Here is an 11,932-nt window from a genome sequence, read left to right as displayed (position 1 = left end):
ACCTAATCACTGAGGAGCGCGATGAACAACCCCCGTCCCAAGGTCCGCCTCTCCCGGGCCCTCGGCCTCCCCCTGACCCCGAAGTCCGTGAAGTACTTCGAGGCCCGCCCCTACCCGCCCGGCGTGCACGGCCGCGCCCGCAAGCAGGAGACCGACTACAAGGTGCGGCTCCGCGAGAAGCAGCGGCTGCGCGCGCAGTACAACATCCGCGAGGCCCAGCTCAGCAACGCCTTCGCCAAGGCCGCCAAGGCCGGCGGCAAGACCGGCGAGGCCCTCCTCGTCGACCTCGAACGCCGGCTGGACGCGCTCGTCCTGCGTGCCGGCCTCGCCCGCACCATCTACCAGGCCCGCCAGTTCGTCGTGCACCGCCACATCCTGGTGAACGGCCGCCGCGTCGACCGCCCGTCCTTCCGCCTCCGCCCCGGCGACGTCATCACCGTCGCCGAACGCAGCCGCGGCATGGACGCCTTCCAGGTCGCCGCCGCCGGCGGCCACACCGACTCCGTCCCGCCCTACCTCGACGTCCGCCACGACGCCCTCGCCGCCCGGCTCACCCGCCTCCCCGAACGCCACGAGATCCCCGTCATCTGCGACGAACAACTCGTCGTCGAGCACTACTCGCGGTGATTCCCGGGGGGCGACCCCCCGGAGCCCCCCGTCACGACGCAGTCGATCCTCACGCCACGGCTCGGGTTCGTCGTGACCGTGCGGCGTGCGGCTCGTGGCGCTGCGGTCGCCTGCGTCGACGGGCATGCCCGCTGCGCTCGCCGGCGCTCGCTCCGCGTGCCTGCCCGTGGGGTGGCCGGGCTTCAACCCGCCGGAGCTGGGCTTCGACCCGCCGGGCCGGGGTTCAACCCGCCGGAGTTAGGGTTCGGCCCGCCGGGCCGGGGGTTCAACCCGCCGGGGCCGGGCTTCAAGCCACCCCGGCGGGGGTTCAACCCGCCAGGGCCGGGGTTCAAGCCGCCCGGGGCCGGGCTTCAACCCGCCGGAGCTGGGCTTCGACCTGCCGGGGACGGGGGTTCGGGTTAGCGGAGGTCGCCGAGTTCCTTGCGGGCGGTGGTGCGGAGGGTGCGGAGGGCCGAGCCGAGGTCGCGGCGCTGCTCGTCGGTGAGGGGGCCGGCGAAGTGCTCGCGGAGCGTCTCGGCGTGCACCCGCATCGCCTCGTCGAGCTTGGCGCGGCCCGCGTCGGTGAGCTCGACGAGGTGGCGGCGGCGGTCGCCCGCGTGCGGCCGGCGGCGGACGAGCCCTGCCTCCTGCATCCGGTCGACCAGCCGGGTCATGCCGCCGCTGGTGAGGATCAGCTCCCCGGCCAGCCCGCCCATGTCGGGGCAGTCCGCGCCCGCGGACGACAGCCGGAGCAGCACCTCGAACACCGCGTGCCGGATGCCGCAGCGCCGTTCCAGCTCGCGGCCCGCGATGCGCTCCAGCAGGGCCGCGGCGCCGAGCAGCGCGCCGAACTCGTGGATCACCTCGTCCGGCACACGGGTGCCGCCGTCTGAGACCGTACGCTCCGTCACCATCGACATTCTGCCCGCCCCCTCCGACACACTCCCCCGCACAACGCGCCGCGCCCCGCACGGCTTCCACCGTGCGGGGCGCGGAACGCGGCGTGCGTCAGTTCTTGGGCTTGCCGCTCCCGGTCGTGCTCGGGGACGGCGACGCGGCGCTCCCCGGGACCAGGCCGCCGCCCCCCGCGTTCTGGTTGCTGTCGTTCACGCCGGACGGGTACTGCTTGGTGACCTTCCACTTGCCGTCCACCTTCGCCAGCGCGAGGCGCAGCAGCGTGGCCGGCTGGCTCACCTTGCCGTCCTTGGTCTGCAGGCCGATGTCGACCATGACGACCACGGTGGCGAACTTGCCGTTGACGCTGCCGACGAACACGTCGGTGCTCTTGGACGACATCCCGACCTGGGAGTCGCTCCTGAACGCCGCGGTCAGGCCCGGCAGCGTGGACTGCTTGAACTGGTCGAGCAGGTCGCCGGCCATCAGCTTCTCGGCCTTCGCCGCCTGCGACTGGTAGTTGGACGCGTTGTAGTTGAACGCCACGTCCCCGTACTGCAGGGCCACCTTGGAGACCTCGCCGCGGGCGTCCTTGTCCGACGCCAGGCCGCTCGCCCTCGTCCACTGCCAGATCGCGAGGCTCGCCAGCACCGCCACCACGACGACCACCGCGATGACGCGGACCGGCGAGGAGGAGTCGGCGCGCTCCTTCGGCAGGCGGGTCGGGGTGTAGGAGAACGGGCCGACCTTGCGCGGCGGGCGCGCCGCCACCGCGTCCGCCCGCTCCTCGGGCTCCTCCTCCGGAGGTTCGAGCCGCTCCGGACGGGGCTTCGCCGCGGCGGGAGACGCCTTGGCGGCCGGTTTCGCCGGTTTCGCCGCCGGCCGGGCCGCCTTCGCGGGGCGGGCCGGGCGCTCGTCCTCGTCGTCCTCGGCCTCGATCGCCTCCAGGACGTCCTCGAGGTCGTCATCGTCGTCGATGACCTCGATGACCCGGACCCGCCGCTTGCGCTTCGGCCGCGCGGCGGCGGGCCGCTCGGCGGCCTCCTCCGCGCCGTCCTCCGCGCCGTCCTCCTGCTCCGACGCCCCGGCCTTCGCGGCCTCCGCGCCCTCGACCGCCTCGTCCTGCTCGGACGCGACCGCCTCGACCTCGTCGGCCTCGCCGTCCGGGTGGCTCTCCCGGGCGGCGTCCGCGGCTTCCTTGGTGGTCTTGGCTGTCACTTCGGTACTCCTACGGGGATTGGGGTCAGTCCTTGTGCCGGCGGCGAAGCCGGGACAGGCGGGACACCACGGGCACCGAGCCCATCATGACCCTGATCAGCACCATCAATGCCAGAACCGGGGGAATGTAGATTAGCCAAGCCGGTGGCCCACCAGAAGAGTCCTTGCCGTTGTTCGCGGCGTTCCGGGCCTTCAGCGGCTTGTCGAGCGCGGGATCGTGGGTGGGGATCACGTCGCCCGGGTTCTTCGCCCGGTAGGTGTTCTGCTTGACGTCCAGGTCCGGCGTCCGGCCCCCGGCGCAGGTCGGCACGGTGGCCAGCTGCGGCTGCGGCAGCGGGTACTTGTACTCCAGCGCCGCCTGGTGCTTCAGCGTGATCTCGAAGATGACGTTCAGCACGGGCTTGCCCTGGTCCAGCCCGATCACGTTGTCGAGGACGGTCTTGAGCTGCGGCGCGACCGCGAGGGTCGTCTTCAGGTCCGACAGGTAGTTCGGGTTGTAGGCGGAGATGCCCCAGGTGCCGAGCATGTCGACCGTGCAGTCGAAGTTCGGGCCGGTCTCGTCCAGCAGCTGGTTCACGGTGGACAGCAGGCCGGGGCCGCGGTCGCGCAGCTCCGCGAGCTGGCCGCGCATCTGCGCGAGCGCCGAGGTCAGGGCGGCGACGTTGTCGATGCCCGCCCCGAGCGCCCCCCGGTTCCGGTTCAGCACGCTGGTGATCTTGCCGAGGTCCCGGGTCAGCCCGTCCAGCAGCTCGGTGTTCTGCGCGAACGTCTGGGTGAGCTGGTCGCCGCCGTTGACGATCTGGCGGATCGAGTCCTCGCGGCCCGCCAACCCCTCCGACAGCTCGTGGGTGAGCACCTTCGCGTCGTCGGGGTTGATGGCGTTCAGGGACTTGATGACCGCGCCGAACAGGTCGCTGTACTTCGGCGGGACCTTCGTCTGCGACACCGGGATGACGGTGCCGGGCCTCATCGGCGGCGCGCCCGCCTGCCCGGGGGCGGGGGTCAGCTCGACCACCGGCTCGCCGACCGCGGACTTGCGGGCCGCCGCCGCGGTGACGCCGCGCGGGATCTTCACCCCGCGCTCCATGTCGAGCCGGACGACGACCTTGTTCCCCTGCAGCTTCACCGAGTCGATCTTGCCGACCCGCAGGCCGAGGTAGTCGACCTCGAAGTTCGGGTGCAGGCCCGGCGACGACTCGAACTCGGCCGTGATGTGGTACGGCCGCTCGATGAAGTCGAAGTGCACCACGTTCCGGAACGCCCACACGATCATGATCACGGCGAGTGCGCCGAACACCGCCAGGTTGATCGTCACTCGCCTGGTCATTGCCGCCCCTGCAGGATCTTGTCGAGGTCGGGGAACGCGGTCCGGAACTGCTTCGGCAGCTCGGTGCCCCCAGCGCCGCCGCTGCCGCCGCCCGCCGCCTTGCCCTTCTTCTTCGCGGGCTTGTCGCCGCCGAGCACCGGCGTCCCGTCCGGCCACAGGATGTTCAGCAGCGGATACAGCAGCAGCTGCCCGTCGTAGCTGGCCTTCGGGAGCTTGTCGGTGAAGGTCACCAGCCCGTTGACCAGGTTCGTCAGCCGGGTGCGGTTGTTGCCGAGCTGCGCGAGGACGGGGTCGAGGTCGTCCAGCAGCTTGCGGAACCGGGCGACCCGCCCTTCGAGCACCTTGTCGTTCAGCTGCCGGGCCGCCTCGGTCAGCTTGGAGACCGTGCCGAGGATCTTCTGCTTGTCCTGGTCCAGCAGCCGGGTGGTGCGCTCGATCTGGACGGGCGCCTCGTTCAGCGCGTCGTCCCCGGCGGCCAGCGACCGCCCCAGCTTGGCGAGGTGGTCGACCGACTCGCCGAGCTGCTCGCGCTGGTCCGCGACCAGCTTCAGCAGGCTCGTCGCCTTGGCGATCGAGGTGTTGAGCCGCGTGCCGTTGCCGTCCAGCGCGGTGGCGCCGGCGTTGACGACCGTCGCCACGTCGTTGCCGGCCAGCGCCTGCACCAGCGGGCCCGCCTGCCCGACGACCTGCTCGAACGCCGGCTGCACGCTGGTCTGCGTGATCGCCGCGTGGTTCGCCAGGAACGGGCCGCGGTCCATGCTGGCGCCCGGCGGCATCTGCAGGTCCACGAAGTTCTCACCGAGCAGCGACGTCACCTTGATCTCGGCGCGGGTGCCCTGCGGGATCCTGATCCCGTCCTTGATGGACAGCGTCGCCTTGGCGCGGTAGCCGTCCAGCTCCACCTTGGTGACGCTGCCGATCGTGATGTCGGACATCTTCACGCTGTGCCCGGCGACCAGCCCCTGCACGTCGTTGAACTCGGCGGTCAGGGTGAGGTGCCCCTTCGGCGCCCCGACCGTCTTGTAGTTGCAGCCCGAGAGCGCGAGGACCGTGGCGAGGACGAGCAAGACGACCTTCCTGCCCATCAGTTGCCTCCGTTCTGCCAGGGACAGTTGGAGTTGGGCGCGGGCAGCGGGCAGGCGACCTCGTCGGAGTCCATCAGGCCCTTCAACCACGTCCGCACGAACGCGTCGGTGGCGAACCGGATGTGCAGCGACTTGTCCTTCTTGCCGTAGCCGCCGATGAGGGCGGCGCTGACGCTCGGCAGCACGTTCAGCAGCTGCGCGATCTGCTTGGCGTTGCCCTTCAGCACCAGCGCCACCCGGGTGAGGACGGCGAGGTCGTAGGGCAGCTGCCCCTTGTACCTCTTGAGGAGCTTGTCGCCGTTCTTGGACAGGTCCAGCACGGCGCCGATCAGCTCCTGCAGGTCGCCCCGCTCGGAGGCGAGCACCTGCGTCGCCTGCCCGAAGTCCTGGATCATGGTGCCGAGCACCTGCTCGCGGCCCCGCACCACCCCGGCCATCCTGCTGAGGTTCTGCGCGACCTCGATCAGGTCCTTGTCCTGCCCGGCGACGTTCTCCACCAGCCGGGCGCTCTGCTCCAGCGTGGCGTTGAACTCCTTGCCGTTGCCGTTGACCGAGTCGGCGGCCTTGCCGAGCGCGGTCTGCATCTTGGTCGGGTCGAGCGCGTTCGCCAGGTTGGTGAAGGAGTTCAGCGCGTCGTCCACCTCGACCGGCACGGTCGTCCGCTCGATCGGGATGACGTTGGAGGTCTCCTTCGGCTCGCCCGGCCGCCACGCCGGGTGCAGCACCAGGTTCCGCTCGCCGACCAGGTTCAGCGGGACGATCGAGGCCTGCACGCCCTGCGGCAGCGGGACGTCCCGGCCGATGTGGAACGTCACCTTGATCTTGTCGTCCAGCTGCTTCACCGTGTCGACCCGCCCGACGTCGACGCCCATCACCAGGACCTTCGACTGCGGGTAGAACGAGCGCGCCTTCGGCACGTAGACGGTCATCGTCCGCTCCCCGCCGGACGAGCCGACCGAGCAGCCGCCGAGCGCGGCGGCGAGCGCCAGCGCGAGCGCCGCGGCGACGGCCCGCGCCGGCCGGGCCCGTCCGCCCGGCCTCGCCCGCGAGGGGACGCCCCGCGCCTCCCCGGCCGGCTTCGTCGGAATGAGGCGGCCCATCAGTTGCCTCCCTGCCCGGCTGGGGAACGCCGCGTGGAGATCGGTCCCGGCGGCTGGATCGGACCGAGCCCGGTGAGCACGCCCTCGATCCAGGGCCCGTTCCCCTTCAGGTTCGCGACCTGCTGGAACGTCGGGCCGAGCAGCGAGAAGTCGGTGTTCAGCGCGTCCATGTTCGGCGCCAGCCGGGTGGTCAGCAGGTGCAGGTTGTCCAGCAGCGCGTCCAGCTTCTTCTGGTTCCTGGAGATGACGTTGTCGAGGGTGCGGACCGTCCGGCTGCCCTGCCCGATCGTCGCGGCGAGCTCGTTGCGCCGGTTCACCAGCGACTGCAGCAGCACCTGGCTGGAGTCGATGATCTCCCGGAGCTTGTCGTCCTTGCTCGCCAGCGTGCCGGTGATGGTCTTGCTGGCCTCGATCAGGTTCTGGATCTGCGGGTAGGAGTCGTTGAGCGTGCGCGACAGGTCCTGGATGTTCTCCAGGACCCGGTGCAGCTTCGCGGCGCCCGGCGACCTGATCGCCGCGACCTCCGACAGCAGCTTCGTCATGCTCTTCTCGTCGAGCTTCCCGACGATGTTCTGGGTGTTCTCCAGCGCCTGCGGCACGGTGAACGGGACCCCGGTGTGCTCCAGCGGGATCCGCCGCCGGGACTCCGGCAGGCTCGCCAGGTACGGCCTGGCGACCGGGCCGGACAGCTTCAGGTAGCGGCCGCCGAGCAGCGTCGTCGTCTCGATCTCCGCGCGGGTGTCGCGGCCGAGGTCGATGCCGGCGTTGACGTGCCAGGTGATGAGGACCCGGCCGTGCGCGAAGTCCGCCTCCACCCCGGTGACCCGGCCGGACTTCACGCCGGCGACGCGCACGTCGTCGCCCTTCTTGATGCCGGCCTGGTCGGAGAAGTAGCCGCTCATCGTGTAGCCCTGGTCGAACAGGTGGAGCTGGCCGATCGCGAACGCGAAGATCAGCGCGGCGGCGAGCACCGCGAGCGTCACGATCGCGACGAGCCGCTGGTTGACGTCCCGCAGGGACTTGAGCGCCATCAGCCGCCACTCCCCGTCAGCATCGCCTTCAGCTTGGTCAGGTCCTGCTTGGACGGCTGCTTCGTGCCGGGCGCCTTCGGCAGCTGCATCGGGAAGGGGCACGGCCCCTGCACGACGTTCAGGCACAGCGCGTTGGTGCGCAGGAAGTGCCCGCCGTTGGCGGAGGCGAACAGCTCGCGGAGGGTCAGCGGAAGCTGCTGCACCATCTTCTCCAGCTGGTCGACGTTCAGCCGGAACGTGTCGCTGAACTTGCCGAGGTTGTCGATGATGCGGGCGAGCTGCGCGTCGTTGCCGCCGAGCACCGCGTTCAGGTTGGTGGTGACGCCCGAGATCTGCACGACCGCGTTCTCCAGCAGCTTGCGGTTGTCGGCGAACACGCCGGTCAGCGACGCCAGGTTGTCGACGCTCGCCGCGATCTGGGTGTCCCGCTTGGCGATCGCGTCGCTGACCGTCTCGTAGTTGTCGATCATCCCCTTGATCGTGTCGCGGCGGGCCTCGAAGGTCTGCAGCAGCGCGTCGAGGTTGTCGGTCAGCAGCGCGATGTTCTGCTCGTTGCCGTCCAGCGCCTGCGAGAACGAGAAGAGGATCTTGTTGAGCTGGTTCGGGTCCAGGCTCTGGGTGAGCGGGCCGAGGTTGTTGAGGATCTCGCCGAGGTCCACCACCGACCGGGTGTGCGGTACCCGGGCGCCGTTGCCGAGCTTCGCGGGGCTGGTGCCCGGCTCCAGGTAGATGACCCGCTGGCCCATCACGTTGCGCCAGCGGACGGCGGCGGTGGAGTCGGCGGGCAGCCGGACGTCCTTGTCGACCGCCATCCCGACCACGGCCTTGCCGCGCACCACCTTGATGCTCTTCACCTGGCCGACCGGCGTCCCCGCCACCTTCACCTCGTCGCCGGTGAGCAGGCCCGTGACGTCGTCGAACGTCGCGGTCAGCTTGTAGCGGGAGCTGAAGCTGGTGCCGAGGATCTGCTGCCCGATGTAGAAGGTCAGCAGGAGGGTCACCACGAGGAACACCAGGAACTTCAGGATCGTGGTGTACTCCGGCCCGCGCGCGGCCTTGCCGCGTACCGGGCTCATGGCCGCCCTCCCGCCGTGGTCGCCGTCCCGCCCTTGGGCTGGAACGGGTCGGTGGTGCACACGTCGATGAAGACCTGGCACAGGTCGAGGCTGAGCGCCTCCTTGGCCTGCGCGATCGTGGTGCCCGACGGCCCCGGGATCCGGATGATGCGCGCCAGCAGGGCGAAGAAGCCGTTGAGGCTGTCCATCAGCACCGGCAGCTTGTCGTTCTCGGAGCGCACCGTCGCGGCGACCCCGCCGACGTTGTCGATGATCTTGCCGAGGTTGGCGCCGTGCCCGCGCATCGTCGTGCCGACGGTGTCGCCGAGCCGCCCCGCCTGGGTCAGCAGCTGGTCGATCTTGTCGGGCTTCGCGTTGATCACCTGCGACAGCGTGTTGAAGTCGCCGGTGAAGCGGATGACGTTGTCGCCGTGCGCGGCGAGCGTGCCCGACAGCCCGTTGATGTCGTTCAGCAGCGCCCGGATGTACGCGCGGTCCGCGTAGGTGGCGTCCACCACCGTCGACCCGTTCTGGATCAGCCGCCGCGCCGCCGGCCCCTCACCGGACAGCCCGGCGCCGAGGGTGTGGAGGATCGTCTCCACCTCGTCCGGGTTGATCGCCTTGGTGAGGTTGTAGGCGGGCCACGCCGTCTGCGACAGGTCCTGCGGGTCGGAGGTCTTCACGACCCTCCCGCCGTCCTTGAGGAACGGGCCGGACAGCTCGTGCGCGCCGGGGTCCAGCACCAGGTCCTTCGGCCCGAACACCGAGACCGGCTCGATCGTCGCGGTGGCCGTGTCGGGGACCCGGATCCCCTTGTCGACGCGGATCTTCACGGTCACCCGGCCGTCGCGGTCGAGCTTGATCTTGTCGACGGCGCCGACCGCGATGCCGCGGATCTTCACGTCCGACTTGCCGGGGTCGAGGCCCTGGCCGGCGGTGCCGAACGTCGCGTCGTAGTAGGTGGAGCCCGCGTACGACGGGGTCGTGGAGATCCCGACGGCGACCGCGGCGACCGCGATCACGCCGGCGCCGACCAGGCCGAAGATGGTCCGGGACCGGGAGGAGAGGCTCTCGTCGCTCATCCGGTCAGCCTCACCGTGCTGCCGTGGCCCCAGAAGATGTACGACAGGAGCAGGTTCATCAGGATCATCAGGATGGTGGACTCCCGGATCGCGCGGCCCGCGGCGACGCCGACGCCGACCGGGCCGCCCGCGGCGTAGTAGCCGCGGTAGCAGTGGATGAACATCACGATGAACGCGAAGACGGCGACCTTGATGACGCTGTAGAACACGTCGATCGGCGGCAGGTACAGGTGGAAGTAGTAGTCGTAGATGCCGGGCGACAGGCCGAAGTACTGGATCGTGATGAACCGGGTGGCGAAGAACGCCATGAACAGCGACACCAGGTAGAGCGGGACCAGGGCGATGACGCCGGCCGCGACCCTGGTGCACACCAGGTAGGCCAGCGAGTTGATGCCCATGACCTCGAGCGCGTCGATCTCCTCGGAGATGCGCATCGCGCCGATCTCCGCGGTGAAGCCGGTGCCGACCTGCGCGACCAGCGCCACGCCCGCGATGATCGGGGTGACCTCGCGGACGTTGGAGTAGCTGGCGACGAGCCCGGTGAACGCCTCCGCGCCGATGCGCTCGAGTCCGGGGTAGCCCTGCAGGCCGACCATCGCGCCGGTGGCCAGCGACATCGTCGCGATGACGAAGATCATGCCGCCGCCGATCACCAGCGCGCCGACGCCGACGGTGATGTCGCTGACCTGCTTGGCCAGCGTCTTGCCGTACTTGCGCCGGATGATGATGTCGAAGAGGAGGTGGTACAGCACCCGGCCGAGGAAGATCGGCAGGTTGGCCGAGGCCGACAGCCCGGCGGTGCGGCCCTTGACGGCCCGGCCCAGCTTGCGTACGGGGGAAATGGCGACCATCAGAACCTCGGGGGGAACAGGACCTGGTAGATCATGGTGAGGATGTAGTTGGTGGCGAACACCACGATCGAGGTGACCACCACCGCCTTGTTCACCGCCCGGCCGACGCCGACCGGTCCGAGATCGCAGTTCATGCCCATGTAGCAGGCGACCGCGGCGGCGATGAACCCGAAGATCCACGCCTTGAACAGGGTGATCACCAGGTCCGAGAACTGCAGCAGGGTCGTCGCGCCGTCGAAGAACGCGCCCGGGCTGACGCCCTGCTGGATGACGTTGAAGTAGTAGCCGCCGAGCACGCCCGCCAGGATCACGACGGAGCAGAGCAGGCCGGACACCATGCTCGCCGCCCACAGCCGGGGGGTGACCAGGCGGTGGATCGGGTTGATGCCCATGACTTCCATGGCCGCGAGTTCGTCGCGGATGTTGCGGGCGCCCATGTCCGCGGTGATGGCCGAGCCGCCGACCCCGGAGACCAGCAGCGCGGCGGCCAGCGGGGCCACCTGCTGGATCATCGCGGCGGTCAGCAGCGCGCCGGTGCCCGACTGGGCGCCGAGCTGCCGGGCGATGTCGCCGACCTGCAACGAGATGGTGGCGCCGAGCGGCACCGCGATCAGCATCACCGGCACGCTGGTCACCCGGGCGAGGAACCAGCACTGCTCGACGAACTCGCCCCACCACTGCCGCAGGTCCCAGGTGCGGCGCAGCCCCTCCAGGAGGGTCACGCACAGCAGCCCGGTCTCGTCGAGCGCGCGCTCGACCCGTCTGCGTGCCAGGTCCGGGGCCTTCGTCAGGCTCAGGGCCATCAGCCGGTGCCCTCCCCCGCGGGGGGTGCGTGAAGGGTCATCCCAGCCTCCTTCGTTCTCGGACGTCGGCGCTCATCCGATACTCCGGTTCCCTGCCCTGCCACGGGGGCGCCGCTGTCCTACGGGTGTTCCGCGCCACCTGTGGTCTCGGTCGAGACCGGTACCACTCACGGGACCACCAGGGTCACACGGACACTCTGGTCCCGCTTGTGATCTGGAGCACTCTATTGGAAGAAGTTCTAAGAAGCGAGTACTTACATCATGATTTGTCCGAAGCTACGATCTCGGGCGTGCGTATCGAGGCGCGGCGAGGCGCGGAACAAGCCCGGGAGGACGGCGTGGACCCGCTGGTCACCGGCATCAGGGACCGCTGGTCGGGGCAGGGCATGGCCGGCGGGCCGTGGCCGTTCATGGCGATCAGCTCGGTCGAACGGCTCCACCAGATGCTCAAGAAGGCGCTGGACACCGAGCTCAAACGGTTCGGGCTGAGCCGCACCGGCTACTTCCTGCTGACCACGCTGGCGCTCATCGGGCACGGCAACGCCCGGCTCAGCACCCTCGGCCGGATCCTGATGATGCATCCGACGACCGTGAAGCTGACCGTGGACCAACTGGAGGCCGCCGGGCTCGTCGAGCGCGCCCGGCACCCCCGCGACCGGCGCGCCACCCTCGTGCAGATCACCGCCGCGGGACGCGAGCGGGTCAACGCCGCGAACCTCGCGCTGGAGGACCCGGAGGGCGCGCTCGCGCCGTTCGACGGGATGCACCGCGACCTGTTCGAGGCGCTCCAGCCGGCCCGGCTCGCGGCCGGCGACCTGGAGCTCTGACCGGGCGGAGCCGGCCGGGAGGCGCGGTGAACCGGCTGTGACATCGCCTGCGT

12 protein-coding genes are annotated in these 11,932 nt (G+C 70.2%); 2 read left to right on the top strand and 10 right to left on the bottom strand.

The genetic code is table 11. The annotated features are described in order from the left end of the window. The first annotated feature begins 21 nt into the window (after nucleotides 1-21). A complete protein-coding gene (gene rpsD / locus J4557_RS14450; protein ID WP_208267021.1) occupies nucleotides 22-627 on the top strand; it encodes a 30S ribosomal protein S4 in 606 nt (201 codons plus the stop codon). 398 nt (nucleotides 628-1,025) lie between these two features. Here rpsD and J4557_RS14445 read toward each other — a convergent pair whose 3' ends face one another. The 10 genes from J4557_RS14445 to J4557_RS14400 form a co-directional block, all read right to left on the bottom strand. Next, complete coding sequence (locus J4557_RS14445) at nucleotides 1,026-1,517, bottom strand: MarR family winged helix-turn-helix transcriptional regulator (protein ID WP_307799780.1); 492 nt, start codon at nucleotides 1,515-1,517, stop codon at nucleotides 1,026-1,028. Between the two features lie 97 nt (nucleotides 1,518-1,614). After that, nucleotides 1,615-2,718 carry a hypothetical protein gene (locus J4557_RS14440; RefSeq protein ID WP_208267019.1) on the bottom strand — a complete coding sequence of 368 codons (1,104 nt, stop codon included), beginning with the start codon at nucleotides 2,716-2,718 and terminating at the stop codon, nucleotides 1,615-1,617. A gap of 25 nt (nucleotides 2,719-2,743) precedes the next feature. Further along, nucleotides 2,744-4,045, bottom strand: a complete 1,302-nt coding sequence (locus J4557_RS14435) for an MCE family protein (RefSeq protein ID WP_208267018.1) — start codon at nucleotides 4,043-4,045, stop codon at nucleotides 2,744-2,746. Beyond that, the gene (locus J4557_RS14430; RefSeq protein ID WP_208267017.1) at nucleotides 4,042-5,130 is read right to left on the bottom strand and encodes an MCE family protein; all 1,089 of its coding nucleotides are present in this window, start codon (nucleotides 5,128-5,130) and stop codon (nucleotides 4,042-4,044) included. The genes J4557_RS14435 and J4557_RS14430 overlap by 4 nt, the downstream gene beginning before the upstream one ends. Continuing rightward, on the bottom strand, nucleotides 5,130-6,230 hold the full coding sequence (locus J4557_RS14425) for an MCE family protein (RefSeq protein ID WP_208267016.1): 1,101 nt from the start codon (nucleotides 6,228-6,230) through the stop codon (nucleotides 5,130-5,132). Before J4557_RS14425 ends, J4557_RS14430 begins: the two co-directional genes overlap by 1 nt. Next, the gene (locus J4557_RS14420) at nucleotides 6,230-7,261 is read right to left on the bottom strand and encodes an MCE family protein (RefSeq protein WP_208267015.1); all 1,032 of its coding nucleotides are present in this window, start codon (nucleotides 7,259-7,261) and stop codon (nucleotides 6,230-6,232) included. The genes J4557_RS14425 and J4557_RS14420 overlap by 1 nt, the downstream gene beginning before the upstream one ends. After that, nucleotides 7,261-8,337, bottom strand: a complete 1,077-nt coding sequence (locus tag J4557_RS14415) for an MCE family protein (RefSeq protein ID WP_208267014.1) — start codon at nucleotides 8,335-8,337, stop codon at nucleotides 7,261-7,263. Before J4557_RS14415 ends, J4557_RS14420 begins: the two co-directional genes overlap by 1 nt. Further along, nucleotides 8,334-9,398 carry an MCE family protein gene (locus tag J4557_RS14410; RefSeq protein WP_208267013.1) on the bottom strand — a complete coding sequence of 355 codons (1,065 nt, stop codon included), beginning with the start codon at nucleotides 9,396-9,398 and terminating at the stop codon, nucleotides 8,334-8,336. Before J4557_RS14410 ends, J4557_RS14415 begins: the two co-directional genes overlap by 4 nt. Continuing rightward, nucleotides 9,395-10,249 carry an ABC transporter permease gene (locus tag J4557_RS14405; protein WP_190865920.1) on the bottom strand — a complete coding sequence of 285 codons (855 nt, stop codon included), beginning with the start codon at nucleotides 10,247-10,249 and terminating at the stop codon, nucleotides 9,395-9,397. Before J4557_RS14405 ends, J4557_RS14410 begins: the two co-directional genes overlap by 4 nt. Then, complete coding sequence (locus tag J4557_RS14400; protein ID WP_151543100.1) at nucleotides 10,249-11,052, bottom strand: MlaE family ABC transporter permease; 804 nt, start codon at nucleotides 11,050-11,052, stop codon at nucleotides 10,249-10,251. Before J4557_RS14400 ends, J4557_RS14405 begins: the two co-directional genes overlap by 1 nt. A 290-nt stretch (nucleotides 11,053-11,342) precedes the next feature. Here J4557_RS14400 and J4557_RS14395 point away from each other — a divergent pair, with 290 nt between their 5' ends. Next, nucleotides 11,343-11,879 carry a MarR family winged helix-turn-helix transcriptional regulator gene (locus J4557_RS14395; RefSeq protein WP_307799776.1) on the top strand — a complete coding sequence of 179 codons (537 nt, stop codon included), beginning with the start codon at nucleotides 11,343-11,345 and terminating at the stop codon, nucleotides 11,877-11,879. Nucleotides 11,880-11,932 lie beyond the last annotated feature (53 nt).

The sequence above is a fragment of the Actinomadura nitritigenes genome, from assembly GCF_017573545.1.
In the GTDB taxonomy this organism is placed as follows: Bacteria; Actinomycetota; Actinomycetes; order Streptosporangiales; family Streptosporangiaceae; genus Spirillospora; species Spirillospora nitritigenes.
This window is presented reverse-complemented; position numbering and strand designations above follow the sequence as displayed.

Excerpts from the sequence above, each read along its gene's own strand:
- J4557_RS14435 (WP_208267018.1), bottom strand. The coding sequence starts at position 4,045 with ATGACCAGGCGAGTGACGATCAACCTGGCGGTGTTCGGCGCACTCGCC.
- rpsD (WP_208267021.1), top strand. The coding sequence starts at position 22 with ATGAACAACCCCCGTCCCAAGGTCCGCCTCTCCCGGGCCCTCGGCCTC.
- J4557_RS14410 (WP_208267013.1), bottom strand. The coding sequence starts at position 9,398 with ATGAGCGACGAGAGCCTCTCCTCCCGGTCCCGGACCATCTTCGGCCTG.
- J4557_RS14415 (WP_208267014.1), bottom strand. The coding sequence starts at position 8,337 with ATGAGCCCGGTACGCGGCAAGGCCGCGCGCGGGCCGGAGTACACCACG.
- J4557_RS14405 (WP_190865920.1), bottom strand. The coding sequence starts at position 10,249 with ATGGTCGCCATTTCCCCCGTACGCAAGCTGGGCCGGGCCGTCAAGGGC.
- J4557_RS14430 (WP_208267017.1), bottom strand. The coding sequence starts at position 5,130 with ATGGGCAGGAAGGTCGTCTTGCTCGTCCTCGCCACGGTCCTCGCGCTC.
- J4557_RS14420 (WP_208267015.1), bottom strand. The coding sequence starts at position 7,261 with ATGGCGCTCAAGTCCCTGCGGGACGTCAACCAGCGGCTCGTCGCGATC.
- J4557_RS14400 (WP_151543100.1), bottom strand. The coding sequence starts at position 11,052 with ATGGCCCTGAGCCTGACGAAGGCCCCGGACCTGGCACGCAGACGGGTC.
- J4557_RS14425 (WP_208267016.1), bottom strand. The coding sequence starts at position 6,230 with ATGGGCCGCCTCATTCCGACGAAGCCGGCCGGGGAGGCGCGGGGCGTC.